This is a genomic window from Stenotrophomonas sp. GQ19 (assembly GCF_059758695.1).
In genome coordinates this window covers 84,629-109,031 of record NZ_JCAXES010000003.1, presented here as the reverse complement: position 1 = coordinate 109,031, position 24,403 = coordinate 84,629, and the positions used below count along the sequence as shown (strand labels likewise).

Genomic DNA, 24,403 nt, shown 5'->3' with positions numbered 1-24,403 from the left:
GGACATGCATCTTTATCGCGCGTGGCTTCGCCGTGGCATGGCCGGGCTGCTGGCATCGGCGGCCTTGCTGGCCGGCGTCGCCCTGGCTGCCGAACCCGTCGCCGTCGTCACCCCGGCACCCGCGCCGTCGACGAGCGCTGCGCCGGGCATGAGCATGGTCACCTTCAACCTGCACCACGACCGCGAAGACTGGCCTGCGCGGCGCAAGGTGATCCTGCGCGAACTGCAGGCGCTGCGCCCCGATGCGATTGCCCTGCAGGAAGTGATCCAGAAACCGCACGTGCGCAACCAGGCCGCGTGGCTGGCGCGCAAGCTCGGCTACGACTACCAGTTCGTCTCCACCGATCCGCCCGGCCGCTTCAAACGCTATGGCAATGCGCTGCTGACCCGGCGCCCGGTGCTGGCGCGCAATGATCACCTGCTGGCACCGCTGGGCGACTACCGCACGGTGGCGCACCTGCGCATCGATGTCGACGGCCAGCCGGTCAACGTCTATGCCACGCATCTGAACGAGCGTTCCGATGACAGCGGCAGCCGCATCCGCGGCGAGCAGGTGGCCGACCTGTTGAAATTCATTGCGACCACCTCGGGCACGGCGCCGGTGGTGATCGCCGGTGACTTCAACGCGCTGGTGGATGCGGGCGATCTGAGCGCGCTGCGCAACCACTACGGCGACAGCTTCGGCAGCGTGCACGTCAACAATGAGCTGGCCCAGGTGAGCACGCTCAACCGGCACTACTACGAAGCCCCGTCGCGCATCGACCACATTTTCTTCCAGCAGGACCGCCTGCTCGCGCGCGAGGCGCGGATCCTGTTCGACCAGCCTTACGCCGAAGGGCGCTGGGCGTCGGACCACTACGGTGTTTGGACGCGCCTGCAGTTCGCGCCCAGCCCGGGCAGCCCGGCCGCCACCACGCCCTGAGTGCGAGATGGAGCCACGCCATGCGTGGCTGCCCCTTCGCTGCATGTGTGTACCCACCAACGGTGGGTACCTGCGCCTGCGCTACGGGATGGTGTGCTCGCTGATCTTCTCCCACGTCTGGCCGTCGCGCGTGCGCCAGGTGCCGCCGGTGGCGCAGCACCCGCCGGCGCCGAACGCCATGCGCCCCAGTACCGCAACCACCGCGCCGTCTTCGTGGCGCAACGATTGCCGCTGGCAGTCGGTGAAAAACGGGTAGGGCGGCGGTGCCAGCACTTCGGTGAGGGCGACCGCCTGTTCGGGTCCGCGCGCCACCTGGAAGACCTTGCAGTCCTTCACCAGCAGTTCGACGTCCACGTTCTGCAGCCGGCCCACGAACAGGTCTTCCGGCGCGGCATCGCGCACGGCGATGGCCGCATCACTGAGGGGCGCAGGGTCGGGTTGGCAGGCCGACAGCAGCACCAGCATCGCGGCGCAGGGCGTGAGGCGAAGGCGAAGGCGTCGATTCATGCGCCGAGCATGCCACAGCCTACCGGCGGCCCAAACGCAGACAGCGGCCCGAAGGCCGCTGTCTGTTTGCTACGTTCCCACTGGCGCGGGATCAGGCCTTGTCGTGCTTGTCCTGATCCGGCTTGCCAGCTTCTTCGGCCTGCGCGACATCGGTGGGGATGTCATCGCGGGCTTCGGCCTGGGCAGCCTGTGCGGCAGCGTCGGTGCTGGCGGGGGTGTCGCTGCCTGCATTGCCGAACAGCTGGCCGTTATGCACGACCGGGGCAGCCGGGGCGGCCTCGGTGCGGGCGGCCGGTGCCGGTGCGGCCTTCTCCGGTGCCGGCTGGGTCGGGTCGACGGCATCGAGCATGCTCGACTGCACGGGGCGACCGGCCTGGCCCGCATCGGCAGTCACGGCGACGGGGGCGGTTTCCACCGGCTTCGGCGCGTCGACAACCGGGGCTGCTTCAACAGCCTTCGGCGCGGCAGCAACCGGAGCGGCTTCCGCAGCCTTCGGTGCTTCAACGACCGGGGCGGCTTCGACAGCCTTCGGCGCGGCAGCAACCGGAGCGACTTCAGCAGCCTTCGGCGCTTCAACCACCGGGGCGGCTTCAGCAGCCTTCGGCGCGGCTGCAACCGGAGCGGCTTCAGCAGCCTTCGGCGCATCAACCACCGGGGCGGCTTCAACCGGCTTCGGTGCGGCGGCAACCGGGGCAGCCTCAGCAGCCTTCGGCGCTTCAACAGCCGGGGCAGCGTCAGCAACCTTCGGCGCGTCCACCACCGGCGCAGCCTGCACCGGCTTGGCGGCGTCGACCATCGGCGGTGCCGGCATCGGCGATTCCACGAACGGCACGCGGTCGGTGTAGGACGGGGCGGGCTTCTCGGCCGGCGCCTGCGGGGCCACCGGGGCGGCTTCGCTGTGACCGGCGGTCACGACCGGGCTGCTGACCACGGCCACCGGTGCGGCGGCGGCAACTGCGGCCACCGGAGCAGCAACGGGTGCCGGGCGCGGCGCCTGGACCGGTGCGGCGGCGGGCGCAGCAGCGGTTTCGTCGTCGAACTCGAACTCCGGCTGCGGCTGGCCATTGCCGGCCGCCGGACGCGGGGCCTGGGCGGTGTCGCCACCGTCCTGGTCGCCATCCTGGTCGTCGCTGTCGCCGTCATCATCCAGACCGGCGTCATCGTTCAGACCATCGCTGCCGGCAGCCTGCTCGCCATTGCCACGACGACGACGACGGCCACCGCGACGGCCGCGACGACGGCGCGAGCCGCCTTCGCCATTGGCGTCATCGCCGGTGCCCGGGGCGTCGGTCTGTTCACCGTTCTCGCCGGTGGCGACCTGTGCCTCGTCCACGGCGGCCGCGGTCTGCGCGCTGTCCTGCGCGGCGGCGTACGGAGCGGCGGCCTCGGCCACGCCCACGGCAGCGGCGGTCACCAGTGCCGCATCGGCAACCGGCGCGGTCGTGTTGCCCGGCTTCGGCGCATCGGCCTGCGGCTGGCGTGCCGGCTTGTCGCTGGCCACGGCCTTGTCGGCATCGCCCTGCTGCTTGGGCTGCTGCGGGTTCTGCTTCTGCTTCAGCTTCGGCTGCTGCTCATTGCGCGGCTGCTTGGGCTGCTGTTCGTTACGCGGCTTGGCCTGGCCCGGTGCCTGCACCTGCGCGGCATTGCCGGCCACCGGTGCGGCCACGTCCTGGCGGCGCTCGTCGCGACGCTCGTTCTTGCCACCGCGTTCGCCACGCTCGCCACGTTCACCGCGGTCCTTGCCACGACCCTGGCCCTGCGCCTGTGCGCCGCCATTGCCGTTGCGCTCGCCACCACGTTCATCGCGGCGGCCGCCAGTGCGGTCCTTGTTGCGATCCTTGTTGCGGTTGTTGCGGTTGCCGTCCTGGGCCTGGCGTGCGTTCGCCGGCGGGGCAGCGGCCGGGGCCGGTTCGCCACCGAAGATGCGCTTGAGCCAGCCCACCACGCCGGTGGCGGCCGGTGCGGCCACCGGGGCCGGGGCAGCGACCGGTGCGGGCGCGGCTTCCGGTTCCGGGGCTTCGCGGATCGGCGCCGGCTGGCTGTGCTTGACCTGGGTCACCACCGGGGCCACCGGGATGTTCAGCTGGGCCTTGGTCAGGGCGTGCACCGGCAGCTTGCGCGGGGTGCCGCGCTGGTAGCTCGGCTTGCCGCTTTCTTCGCCCAGCTCGTTGTCGCGCAGGCGGGTCACTTCGTAATGCGGGGTGTGCAGCTGTTCGTCGGCGACGATCACGATCGGCGCGTCATGGCGCTGTTCGATCTCGCGCAGGGCGCTGCGCTTTTCATTGAGCAGGTAGTTGGCGATCTCGACCGGGGCCTGGACCAGCACCTGCCCGGTGTTCTCCTTCATCGCATGCTCTTCAGCCACGCGGATGATCGACAGCGACAGCGACTCGACGCTGCGCATGCGGCCATGGCCGTCGCAACGCGGGCACACGATCTGGCTGGATTCACCCAGGCTCGGGCGCAGGCGCTGGCGGCTCATTTCCATCAGGCCAAAGCGCGAGATGCGGCCCAGCTGCACGCGCGCACGGTCGTACTTGAGCGCGTTCTGCAGGCGGTTTTCAACTTCGCGCTGGTGCTTGTTGGAGGCCATGTCGATGAAATCGATGACCACCAGGCCGCCCAGGTCGCGCAGGCGCAGCTGGCGGGCCACTTCTTCGGCCGCTTCCAGGTTGGTCTGGAACGCGGTGTCCTCGATGTCGCTGCCCTTGGTGGCGCGCGAGGAGTTGACGTCGATGGCGGTCAGCGCTTCGGTCTGGTCGACCACGATCGAGCCGCCGGACGGCAGGCGCACGTTGCGCTCATACGCGCCTTCGATCTGCGATTCGATCTGGAAGCGGTTGAACAGCGGGATGTCGTCGGTGTAGTGCTTGAGCTTGCGCAGGGTCTGCGGCATCACCTGCTGCATGAACTCGCGGGCGGTCTCGTACAGTTCCTGGGTGTCCACCAGGATCTCGCCGACGTCGGCGCGCAGGTAGTCACGCAGGGCGCGCACGATCAGGCGCGATTCCTGGTAGATCAGGAAGGAGGCCGGCTTGGTCAGCGCCGCTTCGGCGATCGACTTCCACACCTGCAGCAGGTAATCCAGATCCCACTGCAGCTCTTCGGCATCGCGGCCGACGCCGGCGGTGCGGATGATCACGCCCATGTCGTCGGGGATGTCCAGCTTGTCCAGCGCTTCCTTCAGCGCGGCGCGGTCTTCACCCTCGATGCGACGCGACACGCCACCGGCGGTGGGCGAGTTCGGCATCAGGACCATGTAGCGGCCGGCCAGGGAGATGAACGTGGTCAGGGCGGCGCCCTTGTTGCCACGCTCTTCCTTGTCGACCTGGACAACCACTTCCTGGCCTTCACGCAGCAGTTCGCGGATGCCGGCCTTGTTGTGGTCCACGCCCGCGGCGAAGTAATCGCGCGAGATTTCCTTCAGCGGCAGGAAGCCGTGGCGTTCACCGCCGTATTCGACGAAGGCCGCTTCCAGCGACGGTTCAAGGCGCGTGATGCGACCCTTGTAGATGTTCGACTTCTTCTGTTCCTTGGACGGCTGTTCGATGTCGATGTCGTACAGCGTCTGGCCATCCACGATGGCTACCCTCAGCTCTTCAGCCTGCGTGGCATTGATCAGCATTCGCTTCATTGTTGGGTTCCTCGCGCGCTGCTACCGCGCGGAACACCATGGGGTTTCGCTTCTGGTCACGCTTCGACGCCCATCGCGCAGGCGCGGGGAGGGCGGCTTGGGTTTCCAGCGCTACAACACCACGGCAGCCCGCGGGAGCGCTTCATTTGTTTTGGTTTGGGTGTTACGGGCCGGAGGCAGCTGTCAGCCAGGCTGGAGCGCCACAGGGACATGTTTTTCAGCACAGACGCTTGTCAGGCATCCGGCGATGGCCGGGACCGCCGGTGAGCCGCTAACATGGCCGCCCCGGGGGCGGTGGCTGCGCACTGTGCCGGAATCGCGGGAAGTCGGGCTTCTGGCCCAGAGCAACTTCCAACGAAATCAATCCCTTATCTCGCATGCCGAGTGTAACAGAATAAAAGGCCAATGACCGTTACCGAGCCCACCCCCAAAGCCGCTGAAGCCATGACCAGCGTACGTATCATCACCGTCCCGGCCGACCGCGCCGGGCAGCGCCTGGACAACTTCCTGCTCGGCCAGCTCAAGGGTGCGCCACGCAGCCTGATCTACAAGCTGGTGCGCAGCGGCCAGGTCCGGGTCAACGGCGGCCGTGCCAAGGCCGAGCGCAAGCTGGAGCCGGGCGACGAGGTCCGGGTACCGCCGGTTCGTCTCACCGAGGAAGGCGACAAGGCCGGTCCGCCGGCCGCGTTCATGAAACGGCTGGAAGATGCCATCGTGTTCGAAGACGATCGGCTGCTGGCGCTGAACAAACCGTCCGGCGTGGCCAGCCACGGCGGCAGCGGAATCAGCTTCGGCGCGATCGAGACGCTGCGTGCGCTGCGCCCCGGCAAGACCCTGGAACTGGTACACCGGTTGGACCGCGACACGTCGGGCCTGCTGATCGTGGCCAAGAAGCGTTCGGCGCTGAGCGAGCTGCAGGCGCTGCTGCGCGAAGACCACGGTTCGGGCATCCGCAAGCACTACCTGACGTTGCTGGTCGGGCGCATGCCCGATGGCACCATGACGGTGGATGCGCCGTTGCATGTGGGGCTGCGCCAGGGCGGGGAGCGCCATGTGCAGGTCAACCCCATCGGCAAAGAGTCGATCAGCCACTTCAAGGTGCTGGAGCGCAAGGGCGGGCATTCGTACTGCGAGGTCCGCATCGAAACCGGCCGCACCCACCAGATCCGCGTGCATGCCCAGCATCTGGGCCATCCGGTGGCCGGTGACGACAAGTACGGCGATCCGGACGTCAACAAGCGGCTTCGTGACCAGATCGGGCTCAAGCGCCTGTTCCTGCACGCCGCCTCGCTGGAGTTCGCCCTGGACGCCGGCAAGACCCCGTACCTGCTCAACGCGCCGCTGGCCGACGAGCTGACCGAGGTACTGAACCGGTTGAAGTAAAGCCGGATCTGCCCGGCTACCCCCGCCCGCATCGGTAGTGCCGGCCGCTGGCCGGCTCTGCACCGTGTCGATCGACATGTGTCGGTAGTGCCGGCCGCTGGCCGGCTCTGCACCGTGTCGATCGACACGTATCGGTAGTGCCGGCCGCTGGCCGGCTCTGCACCGTGTCGATCGGCATGTGGAGGAGCCGGCCAGCGGCCGGCACTACCGGGCCCGCGTTATCGGGTTATGGCCCCGGCCTCACCACTTGAACAACACCAGGCTGATCGCCAGACTGCCCATGCCGGCCACCAGGCCGTACACGGTTTCGTGGCCCTTGGCGTAGCGCTTGGCCGCCGGCAGCAGCTCGTCCAGGGCCAGGAACACCATCACCCCCGAGATCAGGCCAAACACCCAGCCGAACGTGGCGTGGTTGAGCATGCCCGACAGCGCGAAGTAGCCGATGGCCGCGCCGACCGGCTCGGCCAGGCCCGACAGCAGGCTGGCGCCGAAGGCATACCACTTGTTCTGGGTGGCGAAATACACCGGCACCGCGATGGCAATGCCTTCGGGAATGTTGTGGATGGCGATGGCGAACGCCAGCGGCATGCCCACCGACGGGCTTTCCAGCGTGGCAAAGAACGTGGCCAGGCCCTCGGGGAAGTTGTGCGCGGTGATCGCGATCGCGGTCAGCAGGCCCACCCGCTTGATGTAGGCCTTGTTGTTGTCGCGGAAGACCGGGTCCTGCTTGTCCAGGCTTTCGTGCGGGTTCGGGATCAGGTGGTCGATCACCACGATCAGCAGCACCCCGGCCAGGAACGCGGCCGTGCCGTAGGCGAAGCCCAGCCGGGCATCGTAGGCCTGGGTGAACGAATCGATCGCCTTGTTCAGGATCTCGGTAAGCGACACGAACACCATCGCACCGCCGGCAAAGGCCAGCCCGAAGGCCAGCAGCCGGGGGTTGGGGCGTCGCGAGAACAGCACCATCAGGCTGCCCAAGCCCGTGGCCAGGCCGGCGGCCAGGGTGACGCCAAGCGCGACCCAGACATTTTCAGCGGAAATTTCGAGCATGCGCTACAGCGTCCTTGGAGAAGTGCAACGCGCCCCGGTGGGGTTCACCGGGGCGCGGTAAGGGGAGGCTGGCGCTGGCTGACCTCGGATCAGGGCGGACTCAACCGCCGCGGCGAAGCCGCTCTTCCACCGCGAAGCACTCGTCCGGCTTGGGCTGCGGCGGGTTGAAGCTCACCGGTACCTGGATGGTGGTGGACACCGTCTGGCCGGCGCGGGTGGCCGCCTTGAACTCCCAGCCTTCCACTGCCGTCTTGGCCTGGGCGTCGAGCTGGGCGTTGCCGCTGCCGCTCACCAGCGCCACTTCGCCGGGCTTGCCGTTGGCGGCGATCACCACCTTGAAGGTGCTGGTGCCGCCGATACCCTGGCAGGCCAGTTCGAACGGGTACTGCGGCGGCGGGGTCTTCACGGCGGCCACTTCGGTCGGCGCGGCCACCGGGGTGGCGGGCTCGGCCGGCTTGTTGCAGCCGGCGAGGGCGGCAAGGGCGATGCTGGACAACACGAGGGACTGCAGTTTCATGGGGTCACTCCGTCAGGGCCGAAGCCTTCGCTGCGCAGATGAAGTCGTTTTCGCTCAGGCCACCCACGTCGTGGGTGGAAAAGCGCACCACGGCCCGGTCGTAATGCACGCCCAGGTCGGGGTGGTGGTCTTCGCGGTGGGCTACCCAGGCCAGGGCGTTCACGAACGCCATGGTTCCGTGGTAGTTGTCGAAGCGGAAGGTGCGGGTGAGCGCCAGGCCGTGTTCGGCCAGCTCCCAGCCGGGCACCTGGGCCAGCAGTTCGGCCACCCGGGCCTCGCCCAGCTTGTGGTCGCTGCCCTTGCGCGGCACGCAGTGCGCCCGCGCCAGCGGAATCAGGTCGGCCATGAAATCCTCCACTCCCAGTGTTCTAGCAAGATGACTGAACGATGCGCCGGCCAATGTATAAACCGAATGAGCGCATAACATGTAAGCCGCTAGAATAGCCCGATGATCCAGATATCCGACACCGCCCAAACCTATTTCCGCAAGCTGATCGAGCGTGAGGCCGTGCCCGGCATGGGCGTGCGCCTGAGCGCCGTCGATGCGGGCACCCCACGCGCCGATGCCCGGCTGGAGTTTGCCGAGCCTGCCCAACTGCTCGGCGACGAATGGGCGGTGGACTGCGATGGCTTCACCCTGTTCGTGGATGCGCCCAGCGTGGGCTGGCTCGACGGTGCCGAGATCGACATCGTCAGCAACGCCACCGGCAGCCAGCAGCTGACCATCAAGGCGCCGAAGATCAAGGGCGAAGCCCCGGGCGAGGCCAATTCGCTGGTCGAACGCGTGCGCTGGGTGGTGGAGAACGAAGTGAACCCGCAGCTGGCCTCCCACGGCGGCAAGGTGGCGGTGCAGGAAGTGTCCGCCGATGGTGTGGTGCTGCTGCGCTTCGGCGGCGGCTGCCAGGGCTGCGGCATGGCCGATGTGACCCTCAAGCAGGGCATCGAAAAAACCCTGATGGGCCGGGTGCCCGGAATCACCGCGGTACGCGACGCGACCGACCACGACAGTGGCGACGCGCCGTATATCCCGCGCGGCACGGCCGCCTGACCGCGCTGCGTGCCACTGCGCCGGGCCGACGACATCCTCGATTGGCTGCTGGCACGCCAGCCGGACAACCGCATCCTTGAGAAAACCACGGGCCTTCCCTACGGGTGGGGCCTGTGGCTGCGCGCGCTCAGTCCGCTGCCGCGTCCGTTTCGTTCCAGCGAGGTCATTGCCGTACTGATCGGGCGCCCGTTGCCGGTGTCCACCGGGCGGCTGCCGCAGCTGGGGTTCGTGCAATCGCTGCGGCGCCTGCTGTGGCAAGGCTGGGAACCGGCCCCGCGCGACCAGCGCTGGATGCGCTGGAGCTCGGCCACGATCAGCCTGCTGCTGCACGTGCTGTTTGCCGCGCTGCTGCTGTGGGTGGCGCTGATTCGGCCGCCGGTGGTGCCGGAGCAGGGTGGCGAAAGTGGCCGCGTGCAGGTGTCGCTGGTGGGGCGTGGCACGCCGCAGCAGGACGATGGTGGCCAGGCCCCCGCGCCGACACCGGTCGAGGCGACGCCGGACACCGCGCAGCCACAGCCTCCGACGCCGCAGGCCGAACCGACGGCGGCGGCCACGGCGTCCGCGCCGCAGCCGCGTGCCAACCCGCCGCCGGCCAGCGAGCCGCAGCCGGCGCCGCCCAGCCCCGCCACGCCCACCCCGGAACAGCCGCTGCAGGCCACCGACGTGGCGCAGGCCACCACCGATTTCGTGGTGCCACCGCCCAGCGCGGTGCGCACCGAGGTGCGCGTGGTACCGCGCGATCCGCAGGACATCGCGGTGCGTGAGCGCACGGTTGCCACCGTGGAGGCCCCGTCGCCGCGTGCCAACGTGGCGATGCCGCGCCCCACCGAGCCGCAGCTGCGCACGCCCGAGCTGACGGTGCGCGAGCGCGAGGTCAGCGTGGTCGAGGCGCCGGCCCCGCCTGTGGTGGTGCCCGGCCCGCGCGTGGATGTGCCGCTGCCGCAGCGTGAGGTACAGGTGCGCGAGCGCCAGGTGCAGCCGTTGCTGACGCCCCCGGTGGCAGTGGCGCGCGTGCCGCAGCGCGACCTGAGCGTCCCGGCACCATCGCCGGCGCAGGTCGCCGTGCGCGAACGGGCGGTACCCAATGCCACCCCGCGCCCGGCGCCGCCGACCCCCACCACCGCCCCGGCCAGCGCATCCACGGCGACCGCGCCGCGTTCCACTCCTGCGCCCAGCACCAACAGCGCCACGAGCACCGCCCCGGCCACGCCGAGTCCGTCGCCGGCCAAGCCGGCTGCGGATCCAGGCAACTGGGCCGCGTCGCGTCGCGGTGACGACTGGGCGGCCGCCAACCACCCGCAGGACCGTGACCTCAACGGCCGCGCGGTGAGCGCGACCGGCGCCAGTGGTGGCAGCCTGTTCAATGCGGACGGCAGCGTGCGCGTGGCCGGCCAGGACGGAAAGGGCGCGGCCGAGCGCGGCGCACCCGGTGGCGACAAGGACGGCTGGACCAAGGAGCGTATCGCCCAGTCCGGCACGTGGCTCAAGCGGCCGCCGTACGACTACACCCCGACCTCGTTCGAGAAATACTGGGCGCCCAACGAATCGTTGCTCGCCGAGTGGGTGCGCAAGGGCATCAAGTCGGTGGAGATCCCGATCCCGGGCACCAGCTCGTCGATCTCGTGCGTGGTGTCCATCCTCCAGTTCGGCGGCGGCTGTGGCCTGAGCGATCCGAACATGCAGGACCAGCCGGCCGTGGCGCGCCCGCCGCCGGATATTCCGTTCAAGAAAGAGCTGCAGGACGACAACGGCAGCCGCTGAGGCGCAGCCTCAGCGGCGGGTAGAGCCACCCCATGGGTGGCTGCCCCTCTCATCGGCGGGTAGAGCCACCCCATGGGTGGCTGCCCCTCTCATCGGCGGGTAGAGCCACCCCATGGGTGGCTGCCGCCCGGGTCAGGCGTCACGGCGCATCACAGCCACGCATGGCGTGGCTCTACCCGGGTGCGGGTTACGGCGCGGGGTCCGCGTCCAGTTCCACGTCTGCATCCTGCAGCGCCACGAACGCCCAGAACGGTACGTTGCTTTCGCTCCAGAAGCGGCTGGCTTCGTCGAGCACCTCCAGCAGCGTGTCGAAGTCGGCGCCAGCCTGCGCGCGCAGTGCATCGGCATCATTGAAGAGCAGCGCATAGCCGTTGGCCGGCAGCCAGGCCAGATCGCGCAGGTTGTCCGTCAGTGCATCCCAGTTGCCGCCGAAGCCGGTCGGGAAATCCAGGCGCGCAGCCAGCCGCATGAGCAGCGTGCGCTTGTCCTGGCAGCCGTCCAGGTCGATCTGGACCACGCGCAGGCCGGCATCGCGCATCGCCGCCGACAGCGGGCCCACGTCGCCGTTGCCGATGGCGTACACGCCGGCGTTGTTGATGTCGTGCAGGCCCAATTCGAATGCGTCGTGGTTCATTGCCAGCTCCCGGCCGGTGGTACATCAAAACTGCGGAATGTTTCGTAGTGGTCGTCGGTGTAGAACCAGCCGGTGGGCGGGGTGCCGCCGGTGACGATGCGACGCGCACCGCGATTGCCGGCACCGGGGGTGTCGACGGTGTACTCGTGGTAGTAGCCGCGTGGACGCGGCGGCAGGCGCTGCTCGCGGTTCCCGAACACGCTGCCGTCCTGGCGGTGCGGGAACGGGCCGCCGCGCTGGATCAGCGCGATGGTGGCGCGCGCCTCGGCCGGCAGGAACGGGGGCAGCGGGTCGTGTGCGGGCGTGCGCGCCGCTGCAGCCGCCGGTGCGGCCTCGATCGGTTGCGACAACGAAGGGGCGAACTGCGGCGGCGGCGGACGCTGCATCAGCTTGACCGCGGCCAGGCCGCCGATCAGCAGCACAATGGCGAGCAGCAACAGAAGGGGCTTGCGCATGGGGCAGGGCGGGCCAGGGAAGACAGCCGCTACTGTACCGCCAAGCGCGTATCCGGCGATGAGGCGCAGCCGAACAGCGCCGCCGCGCCGCGCGTTGCCGTCACCGGTGCGTAACACCGTGTGTAGAACCGGCATGCGCAGGACCAAGTTTCCTTTACATGGGCCTTGGTAAGCTTGTCGGCCATCCCCATCATCGTCAGCGCAACGCCCGGTCTTCGCCGGGTGAGTGAGCTACCAGGAGAACCACATGGCCTATACCCTCCCCAAGCTGTCCTACGCCTACGACGCACTTGAGCCGAATATCGACGCGGCCACGATGGAAATCCATCACACCAAGCACCACCAGACCTACATCAACAACGTCAACGCCGCGCTGGAAGGCACCGAGTTCGCCGACCTGCCGATCGAAGAACTGGTCAAGAAGACCAAGTCGCTGCCGGAGAACCTGCAGGGTCCGGTGCGCAACAACGGTGGCGGCCACGCCAACCACAGCCTGTTCTGGACCGTGATGTCGCCCAACGGCGGCGGCGCACCGGTGGGCGACGTGGGCAAGGCCATCGAGTCGCAGCTGGGTGGCTTCGAGAAGTTCAAGGAAGCCTTCACCAAGGCCGCACTGACCCGCTTCGGCAGCGGCTGGGCATGGCTGAGCGTCACCCCCGACAAGAAGGTGGTGGTGGAAAGCAGCGCCAACCAGGACAGCCCGCTGATGGACGGCAACACGCCGATCCTGGCGCTGGACGTCTGGGAACACGCCTACTACCTGAAGTACCAGAACCGTCGCCCGGAATACATCGGCGCGTTCTTCAACGTGGTCGACTGGAACGAAGTCGAGCGTCGTTACCAGGCCGCGATCGCCTGAGCGATACCGCCGGTAGCATGACAAAACGGCCAGGCAGCAATGCCTGGCCGTTTTCGTTTGGGGCGCCGCGCCAGGTGGATCAGGGTGCGCTGGCGGGCACCGGCGACTGCAGCCGCAACGTGGCCATCACCCCCAGCCGCAGCGCGCCCTTGTCGGGCACCGTGCCGTCGGCGGCGGGCAGCTTCAACGCTTGTTGGCCGATGCCCTCGAAATGCTTGACCTGGAACAGCACGTCCAGCCCATGGCCGCGCGCGCTGCCGGCCACCGAGGGTGGATCGACCCGCTCGCCGGGGTTGCGCCGCGCAGGCTGGAAACCGGGGGCGCTGCGCACCAGTTCGGCGGTGTCGGCTGAGAAGTCGCCGGCGATCAGCGAGGGCAGCCCTTCGGCCGTGGCGCCGATCCAGGTCATCAGGTCGCTGCTCTGGTGGCGGCGTACCTCCGGTTCGTCCGGGTCCGGGCGCAGCCGTGCCACATAGATGTTGATCAGCTCTTCCTGCAGCTTCACCCGCAACATCCCGGCCGCGCTGAACTGCCCCGGCGGGTGCAGCAGGGTGACGCCGTCTTCGCTGACCGGCAGCCGGGTCAGCATGGCGCTGCCATGGCGAAGCGTCTGGCTGGGCGGGTCGGCGGTGACGAAATCGCAGCTGTAGCGCAGCCGGGTGGCCAGCCAGCAGGCCGGGTTGCGGCCCTGCGCCTGCATGACGCGCTGGACCGCGATGACGTCCGGCTGCAGTGTCTCGAGCATCTGCAGCACCTGGTCGCGGCGTTGCTCCCATTGCCCTTCGTCCAGGGTGGGCAGCTCCAGCGTGGCCACCTTGAGCAGGCGCGGACCGGGGTCGGCCTGGCGCGCCTGCACCTGCGCCGCCGAGGCGGCCCAGAGCATGAGCAGCAACCAGCCCGGCCAACGTCCCGTGACAGCAGTGGAGATCATGCGCATAACGATAAGTTTACGCTTTGTCCGTCGACGCTTCGTGACTTCCGCCGCGATTTGACGCGTTTGCCTGCCATGTCCGTGGCGCGCTGTCATGTAGGAGCGCAGCGTGCGTGGGCGTAGGGGTTCCGGTAAGCTCGCGCCCTTTCGTATTCGCAGGACAGCCCCATAGGATGAGCACGATCGCAGCCGCCAGCGCAGGCAAGGGAAGAATGCCGCGCCAGATTCCGTACATCATTGGCAACGAGGCCTGCGAACGGTTCAGTTTCTACGGGATGCGCAACATCCTGGTGCAGTTCCTGATCACTTCGCTGCTGCTGCAGGAAGTGCTCGACCCGGCGAGAGAGGCCGAGGCCAAGGACATCATGCACAGCTTCATGATCGGCGTGTACTTCTTCCCGCTGCTCGGTGGCTGGCTGGCCGACAAGTTCTTCGGCAAGTACCACACCATCCTGTGGTTCAGCCTGATCTACTGTGCCGGTCACGCCTGCCTGGCCTTCTTTGAGGACAGTCGCCAGGGCTTCTTCGTCGGTCTGGGCCTGATCGCGCTGGGTGCCGGCGGCATCAAGCCGCTGGTGGCGTCGTTCATGGGCGACCAGTTCGACCAGAGCAACAAGCATCTGGCCAAGGTGGTGTTCGAAGCGTTCTACTGGATCATCAACTTCGGCTCGCTGTTCGCCTCGCTGCTGATCCCGTTGGCGCTGAAGAACCTCGGTCCGTCCTGGGCGTTCGGCATCCCGGGCATCCTGATGTTCGTGGCCACCCTCGTGTTCTGGATGGGCCGCAAGCGGTATGTGCTGGTGCCCCTGCCGCCGAAGGATCCGCATTCGTTCGGCAACGTGGTGCGTACCGCGCTGACCGCGCAGGTGCCGGGCAAGGGCCGTCCGGGTCGTACCCTGGCCATTCTCGGTGCGGTGCTGGCCGTGGCTTCGATGGGTCTGGTGGGCAGCCTGGGCATCGTGATCTGCCTGTGCATCGCGCTGGTCCTGCTGCTGGCCGGTATCGGTGGCGGTACCTGGCTCCAGCTGGACCGCGCCCGCGCGGTGCACCCGGCCGAGGCCGTGGAGGGCGTGCGCTCGGTGCTGCGCGTGCTGGTGATCTTCGCGCTGACCACGCCGTTCTTCTCGCTGTTCGACCAGAAGGCCTCGACCTGGGTCCTGCAGGGCAAGGACATGGTCATGCCGAGCTGGTTCACGGCCTCGCAGATGCAGGCGTTGAACCCTGCGCTGGTGATGCTGCTCATCCCGTTCAACAATCTGGTGCTGTACCCGACCCTGCGCCGGTTCGGCTTCGAGCCGACCGCGCTGCGCCGGATGACCGCTGGTATCGCCTTCAGTGGCCTTGCCTGGGTAGCGATCGGTGGTATCCAGGTGATGATGGACGGTGGCAACGCCATGTCCATCTTCTGGCAGATTCTGCCCTACGCCCTGCTGACCTTCGGCGAAGTGCTGGTCTCGGCCACCGGCCTGGAGTTTGCCTACAGCCAGGCCCCGCAGGCGATGAAGGGCGTGGTGATGAGCTTCTGGAACCTCACCACCACCATCGGCAACCTGTGGGTGCTGCTGTCCAACGCCGCGGTGCGCAATGACACGGTCACCCACCAGATCGCGAGTACCGGACTGAGCCAGGCGGCGTTCCTGATGTTCTTCTTCGCCGGCTTCGCGTTCGTGGCGGCGTTGGCCTTCGGTTGGTATGCCAGGCGCTATCGTATGGTCGACAACTACCGTACGGCCTGAGCCCTGACATGACCCCCGTCAATCTGCTGTTGATCGCCATCACCGCCATCGTGTCGTGGATGGCCTTCAAGAACCGCAAACTCGGCGACCGCCTGATCCTGTGGCCGCCGGCGGTGGACCGCCATCGCCAGTACGACCGCCTGGTGACCTACGGGTTCATCCATGCGGACCTGGCGCATCTGGCGTTCAACATGATCACGCTGTTCTTCTTCGGCGGCCAGATCGAGTCGTTGATGATCAACCTGACCGGCAGCTACCTGACCTATCCGGCGTTCTATCTGGCGGCGCTGGTGGTGTCGATCCTGCCCAGCTACCTGAAGAACCAGAAGAACCCGAACTACCTCAGCCTGGGCGCGTCGGGCGCGGTGTCGGCGGTGCTGTTCGCCTTCATCCTGCTCAGCCCGTGGAGCGTGATCTACGTGTTCTTCATCCCGGCCCCGGCGATCATCTACGCGGTGTTCTACGTGGGCTACAGCATCTGGATGGACAAGCGGGGCGGTGACCGCATCAACCACAGCGCGCACCTGGCCGGTGCCGCGTTCGGCGTGATCTTCCTGCTGGCCATGCGCCCGGCGATCTTCGAGCATTTCCTGCGCGAGCTGAGCAACCCCAGCTTCCGCCCGCTGGGCTGAGCCTCCGCCGGGGGTACCGACCAGCGGTCGGTACCTGCCGGGACCGGGGTCACCGGCAGCCGACGGCAGGTCACGGCCGTTGATCGAGACGCGCGTACCGGGGCGGTATGCCGCCACGGGGGATGTCACGACCGTGGGTCGCGACGCATTCGGGGTCCGTTTCGCGGAAGGTCACGACCGTTGGTCGTGACCCAGGCCGCTTACGCGGCCTTCTTGCCTTCCGCACCATAGGCGCTGAGCAGGCGGGCATACACCTCGTTGTCGATCTGGTCGAATTCCCAGCTCTGGGTCTGGCCATTCACGGCCAGCTGGAACAGACCTTCCAGCAGCGAGCTGTCGGCATCGCCAGGGGCGGGGGAGGTAGGTGCGTTGTCCATGTGGACCTCCTTGTGGAGCACGATCGGGTAGGCAGGTGTCGCAAAACTCGTGCCAGCTTTCACGCCCTGTCCGTTACCGATATCGGCTTGAATGGCCGGACCTTTAGGGCGGTATGTGACGCGCTACGTCGTTGCTTGCCCCTGTTCAGACTTCACGCGATCATGGCGCTACGCTGCGCACTATCGCGTCAGTTGCCGCAGGAGACACCGCCCATGGCTTCGGTCACCCCGCCCGGATTGGCATACGAGGTGGAGCACGATCTGGCCAACCACCGGTTCCAGGCCCGGGTTCAAGGGCATCTGGCACTGCTGGATTACCAGATCAAGTCGCTGAAACGACAGAAGCGCATGGTCATCACCCACACCGAGGTGCCCGAACCCATCGAGGGGCGTGGCATCGCAGGGGAGTTGACCAAGGTGGCGCTCCGCTATGCGCGCGAACACAAATACAAGGTGGTGCCGGCGTGTGCCTACGCCGAAGCCTTCATGCAACGCCATGAGGAATACGACGACCTGCTGGCCGGCTGACGGCAGCAGGGAGTGTCTCAGGGACGACCGATCAACATGCTGGGTTTCAACAAGGGGATTGCAATGAACATCGTAGTAAACCGTCGCGCGCTGCGCGCCAGCGCGTTGGCCCTGGCCGTGGGCCTGGTGCTGGTGGCCGGCTGCAAGCGCGACGCCGCCGATACCGCCGCACCACCGGCCGATGGCAGCACGGCAGCGCAGCCGGCCAACATCGAGACGCCTGCCGACGCAGCGGCCCCGGTGGAACTGCGCGACGTGATCGAAAACACGCCGCAGGCCGTGGTGGGTATCAGCTACCCGACCGACATCGCGCGGTACCCGGGCCTGGCCAAGGCACTGTCCGACTATGCCGGCGCGGCGCGCGGCGAGCTGCAGCAGGCCGTGGATGGCCTCGGCAATGACAAACCGACGATGCCCTACGAGCTGTCGCTGAGCTTCGAGAAAGTGCTGGAAACCCCGCAGCTTGTGGTGGTCAGCGCCGATGGCAGCCGCTACACCGGCGGTGCCCATGGCGAGCCGCTGGTGGCGCGCTTTGTGTGGTTGCCCGAGCAGCAGCAGATGCTCACCGCCGACAAGCTGGTGGCCGACGCCAAGGGCTGGAAGGCGGTCAGTGATTACATCGGCGACCAACTGCGCGAGCGCGTGGCCACCCGCCTGAGCAGCGAAGACATGGACCCGGGCCAACTGCAGGAATCGCTGCGCAGCGCCAGCCGGATGATCGCTGACGGCACCGAGCCGAGCGCGGAGAACTTCAGTCAGTTCCAGCCGCTCACCGGTACCGATGGCAAGATCAGCGCGGTACGCTTTGTGTTCCCGCCGTACCAGGTGGGGCCGTACTCGGATGGCACGCAGACCGTGGATGTTCCGGCCAGCGTGCTGGCGCCGCACGTCGGCACCGCCTACGCGGGGCTGTTTGCCCGAGGCTGACCGACGGAGGCAATGTGGACGCGGGACTGCAACGACGAGTGACGCTGTTGCTGCACGAGGCGGGGGTTACCGTTGGCGGTGACCAGCCGCACGACATCCACGTGCATGACCCGCAGTTCCATACGCGGGTCATGGCCCAGGGCTCGCTCGGTCTGGGCGAGAGTTACATGGACGGCCAGTGGGACGCCGCCTCGCTGGACGGCTTCCTGTATCACCTGATGCAGGCCCACCTGGACGAGCGCGTGCACAGCTGGCGCGAAGTGGCCGATGGACTCAAGGCGCGCCTGTTCAACCTGCAGGCGGGCAGTGGCAGCTTCGAAGTCGGCAAGCGCCACTATGACCTCGGCAATGACCTGTACGAGGCCATGCTCGGCGAGCGCCTGGTCTACAGCTGCGGCTACTGGCGCGACGCGCAGGACCTGGACGGGGCGCAGGAAGCCAAGCTCGACCTGATCTGCCGCAAACTCGGATTGCGCCCGGGCCAGCACGTTCTGGATATCGGCTGTGGCTGGGGCGAAGCGTTGAAGTTCGCCGCCGAACGCTACGGCGTGTCCGGCGTGGGCATCACCATTTCGCAGGAGCAGGCCGAGTACGCGCACCAGCTGTGCGCCGGGCTGCCGATCGAGATCCGCCTGCAGGACTACCACGACGTCGAGGAGACCTTCGACGCGATCTTCTCGGTGGGCATGTTCGAGCACGTGGGCGACAAGAACTACCGCGGGTATGTCGAGATGGCGCGGCGCTGCCTGCATCCGCACGGGTTGTTCCTGCTGCACACCATCGGCGGCAACCTGTCGCGCCACCGCACCGATCCGTGGATTGCGCGCTACATCTTCCCCAATTCGATGCTGCCCTCGGCCGCCCAGCTCACCGCCGCGTTCGAAGGGCTGTTCGTGCTGGAGGACTGGCACAATTTCGGCACCGACTACGACCGCACGCTGCAGGCCTGGCGGTTGAACGTGGAGAACGCGTGGCCGCAGCTGGACCCGCTGCGCTATGACGAACGCTTCAAGCGCATGTGGCGTTTCTACCTGGCTGCATCGATGGCCAGCTTCCGCTGTCGGCATGCGCAGTTGTGGCAGCTGGTGCTGTCGCCGCATGGGGTGCCGGGTGGGTATGTGGCGCCGCGCTGACGTAGATGGCTCCTGCACTGACGGGATCGCCATGGATGTCGCGTATGGCCCAACGATGCGTCAATGTCGGACTGTATTCGTTCAGTTGCGATAGGCCAAAAGAATCACGATATGACGCGGTCGGGGCGTTCAACGTCTTGCCGACACGCTGCGCGGTGGGACCGGGAAATACGTGATTCGATTCGCAGATTCTCGTCGCCACCGCATGGCCCACTGGGCGCCGTCGTTGCACGTCATGCCCGTTCGGTGGTGGTTCGCGATGGCATCCATCCCCCCCATGTGAAGTTGATCAACAGATGACGAGCAACAAGAAAACCCATTTCGCCAGCGCCATCGCGGTGCTGCTCGCCTGCACCCTGGCCAGCCAGGCGTCGGCCGCGCGCAAGGCCTACGACGTGGAAGAAGTGGCCTGCACCGACCCGTCCGATATGGTGTGCCTGTCCTGGAACCTGCAGACCGCCCCGGGCGGCTCGCGCACGGCGGGCATGAATGTGACGCTGATGGAAGGTGAGACCATTTCCGGTGTGATCAAGCCGAAGGCGAACCGTTACACCACCACCATGCTGCGTACCAACCCGGACCTGGAGATGTACATCGGCATGGGCTTCGAGCCGACCGAGCAGGCGTACACCTGCAAGGTGACCGAAACCGAGAACTGCCGGATGAGCGGCTCCAACCTGCCGGCGTTCCACTTCAAGGTGAAGGCGAAGGTTGACCAGGCAGGGTCGCCGCTCGGTTACGCCTATACCACCGCCTCGAACTGAGCGCGGTTGCGGCCGCCGGCATAGCGCTGGCGGCCGCGTTGATCCCGCCCGGGCATCGCCGGGCGGGTGTGTTTCCCGTTAGCATTGCACTACATGCATGACGCCGTTTCTCCCGCCGTGGTCCACGCGTTGCTGAGCGCCCGCAGCGAGGTGGAGGCCGCGTTCGCCGGCACGCGCGATGCGGACACTGCACTTGCAACGGCCGCGGCCACGCTGGAGGCCGCGCTGTCCGCCCACGGTGAGGATGCGCTGCTGCTGACCGCGCTCGGCGCCGTCGCCTGTGACCGCGCGCAGTACGCCCACGCGCGTGAGGTGTTGCAGCGGGCATTGGCGTTGGGCAGCGACGATCGGCATGCGGCCTTCAACCTCGGCGTGGCGTTGCTCAATACCGGGCGCATGGCGCAGGCGAGGGCGGCGTTCGAACAGGCGCGCACGATGGCCGCCGCACCGTTTACCTGGGAAGCCTGGTTCGACCCGCAGGCGCATTGAGGGCCGTACCAACCCACGGTTGGTACCTACCGCCACGTCCGTATCGCCATGGGCAGAAAAACCAAAAAAGAACGCCCGGCACGACCGGGCGTTCTTCTTGGTGCACGTCGATGGAGCGGACGCTTACTTCTTGCTGTCACCCGAGGTCAGGCCACGCTTTTCGAGCAGCGGCTCGATCTGCGGGGCGTGCCCGGCGAAGTCCTGGAACAGCTGCATCGCGTCCACGCTGCCGCCCTTGGACAGCAGTGCCTTGCGGAAGTGGTCGCCATTCTTGCGGCTCAGGCCGCCGTTCTCGCGGAACCACTTCTGGGTGTTGGCGTCGAGCACTTCGGACCAGATGTAGGCGTAGTAGCCGGCCGAGTAGCCGCCCATGATGTGGCTGAAGTACGGGGTCTTGTAGCGCGGCGGAACCGGCGCGTAGTAGATGCCGTCCTTCTCCAGCGCGGCGCGCTCGAAGGCCATCACGTCCTTGGCGGCCGGCACCTGGTCCGGGCCGATCTGGTGCCAGCGCTGGTCAAGCATGGCCGCGCCCAGGTATTCGGTGGTGGCAAAGCCCTGGTTGAACTTGGCCGCGGCAATCACCTTGTCCAGCAGCGCCTGCGGCATGGCCGAGCCGTTCTGGTAGTGCTTGGCGTAGTTCTTCAGGATGGCCGGGTTGTCCGACCACATTTCGTTGACCTGCGAGGGGAACTCGACGAAGTCGCGCGGCACGGCGGTACCGGAGAAGTAGGGGTACTTCACGTTGGAGAACATGCCGTGCAGGGCGTGGCCGAACTCGTGGAAGGTGGTGGTCACTTCATCCCAGGTCAGCAGGGTCTGCTGGCCCGCCGGCGGCTTGGGGATGTTGAGGTGGTTGGCCACCACCGGCTTGAAGCCGGTCAGCGCGGACTGGGACACGTACGAGTTCATCCAGGCGCCACCGCGCTTGGAGGCGCGTGCGTACGGGTCGAAGATGAAGATCGCCAGCTGGCTGCCGTCGGCATCGAACACGTCATAGACGGTGACGTCGTCGTGGTAGACCGGCAGGTCGGTACGCTGCTTGAAGGTCAGGCCGTATTCCTGGTTGGCGGCGAAGAACACGCCGTTTTCCAGCACGTTCTTCAGCTCGAAGTACGGCTTGAGCTGGGATTCGTCGAAGTTGTACTTGGCCTGGCGGACCTTCTCGCTGTAGAACGCCCAATCCCAGGCTTCCAGCTTGAAGGTGGGCTTGCCGGCGGCCTTCTGTTCCTGGTCGATCATGGCCTGCAGGTCGGCCGCTTCGCGCTTGGCGTTGGCGACGGCTGCCGGGGCGAGCTGGCCGAGCATGGCGTTGACCGCTTCGGGGGTCTTGGCGGTCTGGTTGGTGAGGTTGTAGGCGGCGAAGTTGGCAAAGCCCATCAGCTTGGCCTTGTCGGCGCGCAGCTGCATGATGCGCGAGACCAGGGCGGTGTTGTCGTACTGGCCGCCGCGGCTGCCGCGGGTGATGGACGCTTCGTAGATCTTCTGGCGCAGGTCGCGGTTGCGCAGGTTGGTCAGCGGCGGCTGGCCGGTGGTGTTGAGCAGGGCGATGACGTACTTGCCGTCCAGCTTGCGGGCCTTGGCGGCTTCGGCGGCGGCGGCGATCTGCTCAGGCGACAGGCCATCGAGCTGCTTGACGTCGTCGACGACGACCGCCGAGGCGTTCACTTCGTTCTGCACGTTCTGGCTGAACGTGGTGCCCAGGTTGGCCAGTTCGGCGTTCATGGCCTTGAGCTTGGTCTTGTCGGCATCGTTGAGCTTGGCGCCGGCGCGGACGTAGCTTTCGTAATACTTCTCGACCAGGCGCACGCCTTCGGCGTCGAGGCCGAGCTGGGCGCGGGTGTCGTACAGGGTCTGGATGCGGGCGAACAGCTTGCCGTTGAGGGCGATGGCATCGCTGTGGGCGGCAAACTTGGCCGAGTAGTCGGCCTGGAGCTTCTTGCGGGTGTCGTTGGTGTCGGCGCCGACCAGGCTGAAGAAGACGGTCGTGGCGCGATCCAGGGTGTCACCGCTCTTTTCCAGGGCGATGAGGGTGTTGTCGAAGGTAGGCTTGGCCTTGTTGTTGGCGATGGCCTCCACTTCCTTGAGCTGCTGGGCCATGCCGGCGTCGAAGGCGGGGGCGAAGTCGCTGTCCTTGATCTTGTCGAACTGCGGGTAATGCAGCGGCAGCGGGCTGTCGGCGAAGAACGGGTTGGCCTGCTGGGCGTTCGCGGCGGCGGGGGCAGCGGCGACGGCGGAATAGGCAGGCAGGGCCAGGCCGAGGGTCACGGCGACGGCAAGGGCAAGACGGGTGGTCAAGGGGAATTCTCCGGTCAGACAAGTGCCCGAGGGTAACCCGGGGGGGCGGGGTGGGGCTTGTGTCGAAAGGCATGTTGAAAGCGCGGGGCGCAAGGCGCGGCGGTGGGTCTGCCGCGTGCGTAGGGCACTTGGCCGGCGCATCGCTGAGTGGCAAATCAGACGGTAGTGCCGGCCGCTGGCCGGCTCCCCATCAACCCCACCGCGTCAGCGCCACCCCACAGCCCGTCGCCCCGTTCATCCCCACCACGGCGCTAAGATGCTTTTTTGCCCAGGAGCTCGGTCATGACCACCGCCTTTGATTTCTCGTTCGTGGACCTCACCGGGCAGCCGCAGGCGCTGGAGCAGTACCGGGGCAAGGTGCTGCTGTTGGTGAACGTGGCCAGCAAGTGCGGGTTCACCCCGCAGTACGAAGGCTTGGAGGCGCTCTGGCGGGAGTACGCGGCGCGCGGGCTGGTGGTGATCGGGTTCCCGTGCGACCAGTTCGGGCACCAGGAGCCGGGCAACGCCGAGGAGATCCGCAGTTTCTGTTCGCTGACCTACGCGGTGGATTTCCCGTTGTCGGACAAGGTCGAGGTCAACGGCGAGGGTGCGCACCCGCTGTGGCAGTGGCTGAAGGCGGAGAAGTCCGGGGTGTTGGGAACGCGCGGGATCAAGTGGAATTTCAGCAAGTTCCTGGTCGGCCGCGACGGGCAGGTGCTGCAGCGCTATGCGCCGACCGACAAGCCCGAGTCCCTGCGCGACGACATCGAAGCGGCGCTGGCGTAACACCGGAGCGAGGCGGCACCGGCGTAGCGCCGGGCTCTGCCCGGCTCCGTGATCCCGGTAGTGCCGGCCGCTGGCCGGCTCCTCGCATTACCGGTTCGCCCAGCGTTCCAGCCACGCATGGCGTGGCTCTACACCGCGGCGGTGGAATCAGCCGCCGGCTTGGCGGTTGCGCACGTCTTCGGGCAGGAGGGCGAGGATGTCGTCGACGATTTTCGGCAGGCTCTGCTCGGAGTAGCCGCGATGCACGCGGGCGATGCTGCCGTCGTGGCCGATGATGAACATGTGCGGGATGGCCTGGATGCCGTACTGGTCGCTGACCACGCCCTTGGCGTCATGGATGTAGTCCAGCGGCGGGGCGTTGCGGCTGCGGGCGATGGCGGCGAAATCGGCGCGCGGTTCCTTCAGGTTCACCGCGTAGACCTGCAGCGCGTCATGTCCGATGACCTTCTGCAGCTGGCCCAGGATCGGCAGTTCTTTGCGGCATGGGCCGCACCACGATGCCCAGAACGTGACGATGACGACCTTGCCGCGCTGGCTGGCCAGGTCGACCACGTTGCCCTGGCGGTCCTTGCCGAGGATCTGCGGCGGGATATCGCCGGCGTTCGGTGAGGGCGTTGCGGGTGCCGCAGCGCTGGCGGCCAGGCTCATGCCGAGCAGCAGGCAGGCGAGGGCGGGACGGATCTTCCTGATCATCGGCACGGCTCCAGGTCCGGCCCGACCGTTGCCGGGCTGACGCGGAATATAGCCCAACGTGCATGCGATCGTTGGCGCGGTAGCCGACCAACGGTCGGCTCTACCCGGCAGGGCCGCGGTCGGCCAATCAGCCCCGTAGCGCCGGGCTCTGCCCGGCTGGCGCGCAGGTTGGCGAATCAGCCCCGTAGAGCCGGGCTCTGCCCGGCTGGCGAGCAGGTCGGTCGATCAGCCGGGCAGAGCCCGGCTCTACGAGGTGGCGCAGGTTGGTCGATCAGCCCCGTAGAGCCGGGCTTTGCCCGGCTGGCGTGCATGTCGGTCGATCAGCCGGGCAGAGCCCGGCTCTACGGGGTGGCGCAGGTTGGT

The 24,403-nt window shown here is 67.4% G+C and carries 24 protein-coding genes; 13 read left to right on the top strand and 11 right to left on the bottom strand.

The window, feature by feature from the left end; translation table 11 throughout:
- Nucleotides 1-4: 4 nt before the first annotated feature.
- Entirely contained in the window at nucleotides 5-922 is a 918-nt protein-coding gene (locus AC6CHL_RS07675) for an endonuclease/exonuclease/phosphatase family protein (RefSeq protein WP_498294209.1), read from the top strand.
- Nucleotides 923-1,003: 81 nt separating this feature from the next.
- Here the strand turns inward: AC6CHL_RS07675 and AC6CHL_RS07670 are convergent, their stop codons facing one another.
- Nucleotides 1,004-1,429, bottom strand: coding sequence for a hypothetical protein (locus tag AC6CHL_RS07670; RefSeq protein WP_498294063.1), 426 nt, complete (start codon nucleotides 1,427-1,429; stop codon nucleotides 1,004-1,006).
- Between the two features lie 91 nt (nucleotides 1,430-1,520).
- Nucleotides 1,521-5,063: a ribonuclease E gene (gene rne / locus AC6CHL_RS07665; RefSeq protein WP_498294062.1), complete on the bottom strand. Its 3,543-nt coding sequence runs from the start codon at nucleotides 5,061-5,063 to the stop codon at nucleotides 1,521-1,523.
- 405 nt (nucleotides 5,064-5,468) lie between these two features.
- On the opposite strand from rne, the gene AC6CHL_RS07660 reads away from it, so the two are divergent.
- Complete coding sequence (locus tag AC6CHL_RS07660) at nucleotides 5,469-6,446, top strand: RluA family pseudouridine synthase (RefSeq protein WP_038687505.1); 978 nt, start codon at nucleotides 5,469-5,471, stop codon at nucleotides 6,444-6,446.
- 240 nt (nucleotides 6,447-6,686) lie between these two features.
- Here AC6CHL_RS07660 and zupT read toward each other — a convergent pair whose 3' ends face one another.
- From zupT to AC6CHL_RS07645, 3 genes are all read right to left on the bottom strand, one after another.
- Nucleotides 6,687-7,496 (bottom strand): zinc transporter ZupT, encoded by an 810-nt coding sequence (gene zupT / locus AC6CHL_RS07655; RefSeq protein ID WP_038687506.1) that lies wholly within the window; start codon nucleotides 7,494-7,496, stop codon nucleotides 6,687-6,689.
- Nucleotides 7,497-7,596: 100 nt separating this feature from the next.
- A complete protein-coding gene (locus AC6CHL_RS07650; protein WP_498294061.1) occupies nucleotides 7,597-8,013 on the bottom strand; it encodes an energy transducer TonB in 417 nt (138 codons plus the stop codon).
- 4 nt (nucleotides 8,014-8,017) lie between these two features.
- On the bottom strand, nucleotides 8,018-8,359 hold the full coding sequence (locus AC6CHL_RS07645) for a 4a-hydroxytetrahydrobiopterin dehydratase (protein ID WP_137189905.1): 342 nt from the start codon (nucleotides 8,357-8,359) through the stop codon (nucleotides 8,018-8,020).
- 102 nt (nucleotides 8,360-8,461) lie between these two features.
- Between AC6CHL_RS07645 and AC6CHL_RS07640 the strand changes: the two genes are divergently transcribed.
- Nucleotides 8,462-9,061 carry an NfuA family Fe-S biogenesis protein gene (locus tag AC6CHL_RS07640; protein ID WP_038687513.1) on the top strand — a complete coding sequence of 200 codons (600 nt, stop codon included), beginning with the start codon at nucleotides 8,462-8,464 and terminating at the stop codon, nucleotides 9,059-9,061.
- A gap of 9 nt (nucleotides 9,062-9,070) precedes the next feature.
- Nucleotides 9,071-10,822 carry a hypothetical protein gene (locus tag AC6CHL_RS07635; RefSeq protein WP_498294060.1) on the top strand — a complete coding sequence of 584 codons (1,752 nt, stop codon included), beginning with the start codon at nucleotides 9,071-9,073 and terminating at the stop codon, nucleotides 10,820-10,822.
- Between the two features lie 187 nt (nucleotides 10,823-11,009).
- Here AC6CHL_RS07635 and AC6CHL_RS07630 read toward each other — a convergent pair whose 3' ends face one another.
- Together AC6CHL_RS07630 and AC6CHL_RS07625 are read right to left on the bottom strand one after the other, a co-directional pair.
- A complete protein-coding gene (locus AC6CHL_RS07630) occupies nucleotides 11,010-11,456 on the bottom strand; it encodes a barstar family protein (RefSeq protein ID WP_038687516.1) in 447 nt (148 codons plus the stop codon).
- Complete coding sequence (locus AC6CHL_RS07625; protein WP_447594678.1) at nucleotides 11,453-11,911, bottom strand: guanyl-specific ribonuclease; 459 nt, start codon at nucleotides 11,909-11,911, stop codon at nucleotides 11,453-11,455. The genes AC6CHL_RS07630 and AC6CHL_RS07625 overlap by 4 nt, the downstream gene beginning before the upstream one ends.
- Before the next feature lie 247 nt (nucleotides 11,912-12,158).
- Between AC6CHL_RS07625 and AC6CHL_RS07620 the strand changes: the two genes are divergently transcribed.
- Nucleotides 12,159-12,770, top strand: a complete 612-nt coding sequence (locus tag AC6CHL_RS07620; protein WP_038692027.1) for a superoxide dismutase — start codon at nucleotides 12,159-12,161, stop codon at nucleotides 12,768-12,770.
- A gap of 79 nt (nucleotides 12,771-12,849) precedes the next feature.
- On the opposite strand, the gene AC6CHL_RS07615 is transcribed toward AC6CHL_RS07620, so the two are convergent.
- Nucleotides 12,850-13,701 (bottom strand): endonuclease/exonuclease/phosphatase family protein, encoded by an 852-nt coding sequence (locus AC6CHL_RS07615; RefSeq protein WP_498294059.1) that lies wholly within the window; start codon nucleotides 13,699-13,701, stop codon nucleotides 12,850-12,852.
- Nucleotides 13,702-13,874: 173 nt separating this feature from the next.
- Between AC6CHL_RS07615 and AC6CHL_RS07610 the strand changes: the two genes are divergently transcribed.
- Both AC6CHL_RS07610 and AC6CHL_RS07605 read left to right on the top strand, forming a co-directional pair.
- Nucleotides 13,875-15,437 (top strand): POT-type proton-dependent oligopeptide transporter, encoded by a 1,563-nt coding sequence (locus AC6CHL_RS07610; RefSeq protein WP_038687523.1) that lies wholly within the window; start codon nucleotides 13,875-13,877, stop codon nucleotides 15,435-15,437.
- An 8-nt stretch (nucleotides 15,438-15,445) separates the two neighbouring features.
- The gene (locus AC6CHL_RS07605) at nucleotides 15,446-16,069 is read left to right on the top strand and encodes a rhomboid family intramembrane serine protease (RefSeq protein WP_498294058.1); all 624 of its coding nucleotides are present in this window, start codon (nucleotides 15,446-15,448) and stop codon (nucleotides 16,067-16,069) included.
- Between the two features lie 200 nt (nucleotides 16,070-16,269).
- Here the strand turns inward: AC6CHL_RS07605 and AC6CHL_RS07600 are convergent, their stop codons facing one another.
- Nucleotides 16,270-16,446 carry a hypothetical protein gene (locus AC6CHL_RS07600; protein WP_181394068.1) on the bottom strand — a complete coding sequence of 59 codons (177 nt, stop codon included), beginning with the start codon at nucleotides 16,444-16,446 and terminating at the stop codon, nucleotides 16,270-16,272.
- A 213-nt stretch (nucleotides 16,447-16,659) separates the two neighbouring features.
- On the opposite strand from AC6CHL_RS07600, the gene AC6CHL_RS07595 reads away from it, so the two are divergent.
- From AC6CHL_RS07595 to AC6CHL_RS07575, 5 genes are all read left to right on the top strand, one after another.
- Complete coding sequence (locus AC6CHL_RS07595; RefSeq protein ID WP_038687526.1) at nucleotides 16,660-16,974, top strand: GNAT family N-acetyltransferase; 315 nt, start codon at nucleotides 16,660-16,662, stop codon at nucleotides 16,972-16,974.
- Between the two features lie 36 nt (nucleotides 16,975-17,010).
- Nucleotides 17,011-17,901, top strand: a complete 891-nt coding sequence (locus tag AC6CHL_RS07590; protein ID WP_394343846.1) for a DUF3298 and DUF4163 domain-containing protein — start codon at nucleotides 17,011-17,013, stop codon at nucleotides 17,899-17,901.
- Between the two features lie 14 nt (nucleotides 17,902-17,915).
- Complete coding sequence (gene cfa, locus AC6CHL_RS07585) at nucleotides 17,916-19,034, top strand: cyclopropane fatty acyl phospholipid synthase (RefSeq protein WP_498294057.1); 1,119 nt, start codon at nucleotides 17,916-17,918, stop codon at nucleotides 19,032-19,034.
- A 296-nt stretch (nucleotides 19,035-19,330) separates the two neighbouring features.
- A complete protein-coding gene (locus tag AC6CHL_RS07580; RefSeq protein WP_448134020.1) occupies nucleotides 19,331-19,798 on the top strand; it encodes a hypothetical protein in 468 nt (155 codons plus the stop codon).
- 93 nt (nucleotides 19,799-19,891) lie between these two features.
- Entirely contained in the window at nucleotides 19,892-20,287 is a 396-nt protein-coding gene (locus AC6CHL_RS07575) for a UDP-N-acetylglucosamine-peptide N-acetylglucosaminyltransferase (protein ID WP_448134019.1), read from the top strand.
- Nucleotides 20,288-20,410: 123 nt separating this feature from the next.
- On the opposite strand, the gene AC6CHL_RS07570 is transcribed toward AC6CHL_RS07575, so the two are convergent.
- The gene (locus AC6CHL_RS07570) at nucleotides 20,411-22,582 is read right to left on the bottom strand and encodes a M3 family metallopeptidase (RefSeq protein WP_038687534.1); all 2,172 of its coding nucleotides are present in this window, start codon (nucleotides 22,580-22,582) and stop codon (nucleotides 20,411-20,413) included.
- Between the two features lie 282 nt (nucleotides 22,583-22,864).
- Here AC6CHL_RS07570 and AC6CHL_RS07565 point away from each other — a divergent pair, with 282 nt between their 5' ends.
- Nucleotides 22,865-23,347 (top strand): glutathione peroxidase, encoded by a 483-nt coding sequence (locus AC6CHL_RS07565; RefSeq protein WP_038687537.1) that lies wholly within the window; start codon nucleotides 22,865-22,867, stop codon nucleotides 23,345-23,347.
- A gap of 147 nt (nucleotides 23,348-23,494) precedes the next feature.
- Here AC6CHL_RS07565 and AC6CHL_RS07560 read toward each other — a convergent pair whose 3' ends face one another.
- A complete protein-coding gene (locus AC6CHL_RS07560) occupies nucleotides 23,495-24,040 on the bottom strand; it encodes a TlpA disulfide reductase family protein (protein WP_498294056.1) in 546 nt (181 codons plus the stop codon).
- Between the last annotated feature and the right edge of the window lie 363 nt (nucleotides 24,041-24,403).

Bases quoted from the DNA above. Each gene is read 5' to 3' on its own strand.
- AC6CHL_RS07675 (WP_498294209.1), top strand. From the start codon at position 5: ATGCATCTTTATCGCGCGTGGCTTCGCCGTGGCATGGCCGGGCTGCTG.
- AC6CHL_RS07670 (WP_498294063.1), bottom strand. From the start codon at position 1,429: ATGAATCGACGCCTTCGCCTTCGCCTCACGCCCTGCGCCGCGATGCTG.
- rne (WP_498294062.1), bottom strand. From the start codon at position 5,063: ATGAAGCGAATGCTGATCAATGCCACGCAGGCTGAAGAGCTGAGGGTA.
- AC6CHL_RS07660 (WP_038687505.1), top strand. From the start codon at position 5,469: ATGACCGTTACCGAGCCCACCCCCAAAGCCGCTGAAGCCATGACCAGC.
- zupT (WP_038687506.1), bottom strand. From the start codon at position 7,496: ATGCTCGAAATTTCCGCTGAAAATGTCTGGGTCGCGCTTGGCGTCACC.
- AC6CHL_RS07650 (WP_498294061.1), bottom strand. From the start codon at position 8,013: ATGAAACTGCAGTCCCTCGTGTTGTCCAGCATCGCCCTTGCCGCCCTC.
- AC6CHL_RS07645 (WP_137189905.1), bottom strand. From the start codon at position 8,359: ATGGCCGACCTGATTCCGCTGGCGCGGGCGCACTGCGTGCCGCGCAAG.
- AC6CHL_RS07640 (WP_038687513.1), top strand. From the start codon at position 8,462: ATGATCCAGATATCCGACACCGCCCAAACCTATTTCCGCAAGCTGATC.
- AC6CHL_RS07630 (WP_038687516.1), bottom strand. From the start codon at position 11,456: ATGAACCACGACGCATTCGAATTGGGCCTGCACGACATCAACAACGCC.
- AC6CHL_RS07625 (WP_447594678.1), bottom strand. From the start codon at position 11,911: ATGCGCAAGCCCCTTCTGTTGCTGCTCGCCATTGTGCTGCTGATCGGC.
- AC6CHL_RS07620 (WP_038692027.1), top strand. From the start codon at position 12,159: ATGGCCTATACCCTCCCCAAGCTGTCCTACGCCTACGACGCACTTGAG.
- AC6CHL_RS07615 (WP_498294059.1), bottom strand. From the start codon at position 13,701: ATGATCTCCACTGCTGTCACGGGACGTTGGCCGGGCTGGTTGCTGCTC.
- AC6CHL_RS07610 (WP_038687523.1), top strand. From the start codon at position 13,875: ATGAGCACGATCGCAGCCGCCAGCGCAGGCAAGGGAAGAATGCCGCGC.
- AC6CHL_RS07605 (WP_498294058.1), top strand. From the start codon at position 15,446: ATGACCCCCGTCAATCTGCTGTTGATCGCCATCACCGCCATCGTGTCG.
- AC6CHL_RS07600 (WP_181394068.1), bottom strand. From the start codon at position 16,446: ATGGACAACGCACCTACCTCCCCCGCCCCTGGCGATGCCGACAGCTCG.
- AC6CHL_RS07595 (WP_038687526.1), top strand. From the start codon at position 16,660: ATGGCTTCGGTCACCCCGCCCGGATTGGCATACGAGGTGGAGCACGAT.
- AC6CHL_RS07590 (WP_394343846.1), top strand. From the start codon at position 17,011: ATGCTGGGTTTCAACAAGGGGATTGCAATGAACATCGTAGTAAACCGT.
- AC6CHL_RS07580 (WP_448134020.1), top strand. From the start codon at position 19,331: ATGACGAGCAACAAGAAAACCCATTTCGCCAGCGCCATCGCGGTGCTG.
- AC6CHL_RS07575 (WP_448134019.1), top strand. From the start codon at position 19,892: ATGCATGACGCCGTTTCTCCCGCCGTGGTCCACGCGTTGCTGAGCGCC.
- AC6CHL_RS07565 (WP_038687537.1), top strand. From the start codon at position 22,865: ATGACCACCGCCTTTGATTTCTCGTTCGTGGACCTCACCGGGCAGCCG.
- AC6CHL_RS07560 (WP_498294056.1), bottom strand. From the start codon at position 24,040: ATGATCAGGAAGATCCGTCCCGCCCTCGCCTGCCTGCTGCTCGGCATG.